1 protein-coding gene is annotated in these 503 nt (G+C 38.2%); it reads right to left on the bottom strand.

Annotated features, from left to right (window positions below):
* The coding region (locus ACQV2P_RS08685) for a transposase (protein WP_428876650.1) at window positions 1-473 on the bottom strand (473 nt) is incomplete at its 3' end.
* Window positions 474-503: the final 30 nt, after the last annotated feature.

The raw sequence follows: 503 nt of genomic DNA, 5'->3' as shown, positions 1-503 counted from the left end.
CAAGCTTTAACATGGGTGCCGTCAATGAAAATAGCTTTAGAATCAATCATGTCCGCTTCAAAACACTGTGTGAGAATCTGGCTAAAGATCTGTTGGGCGATACTTGTCCCTTCGAAACGACGCTTATAATTTTTTCCAAAAGTTGAAAAATGTGGCACTGGGTCAGTGAGAGATAACCCTAAAAACCAACGATATGCGACATTCACCTGAATTTCTTGAATGGTTTGGCGCATACTTGGAATACCAAAGAGATATTGAATGATAGGGATTTTAATCAGTGTCACTGGGTCAATGCTCGGACGTCCATTATCTAAGCAATAAACATCTTCTACCAGTCCATAAATAAAAGAAAAATCAATATGTCGATCAATTTTTCTCAGAAGATGTTCTTCTGGAACAAGGTCTTCGAGCGCATGAAAAGCCATCTGATGACGTGCTTCGAACGTTTTACTTTCTGCATTAGTGGACATCATAGAAATCACCCGTTTTCTTTTTATTATATA

This window comes from Facklamia sp. P12932, assembly GCF_050409545.1.
Classification (GTDB): Bacteria; Bacillota; Bacilli; order Lactobacillales; family Aerococcaceae; genus Facklamia.
This window is presented reverse-complemented; position numbering and strand designations above follow the sequence as displayed.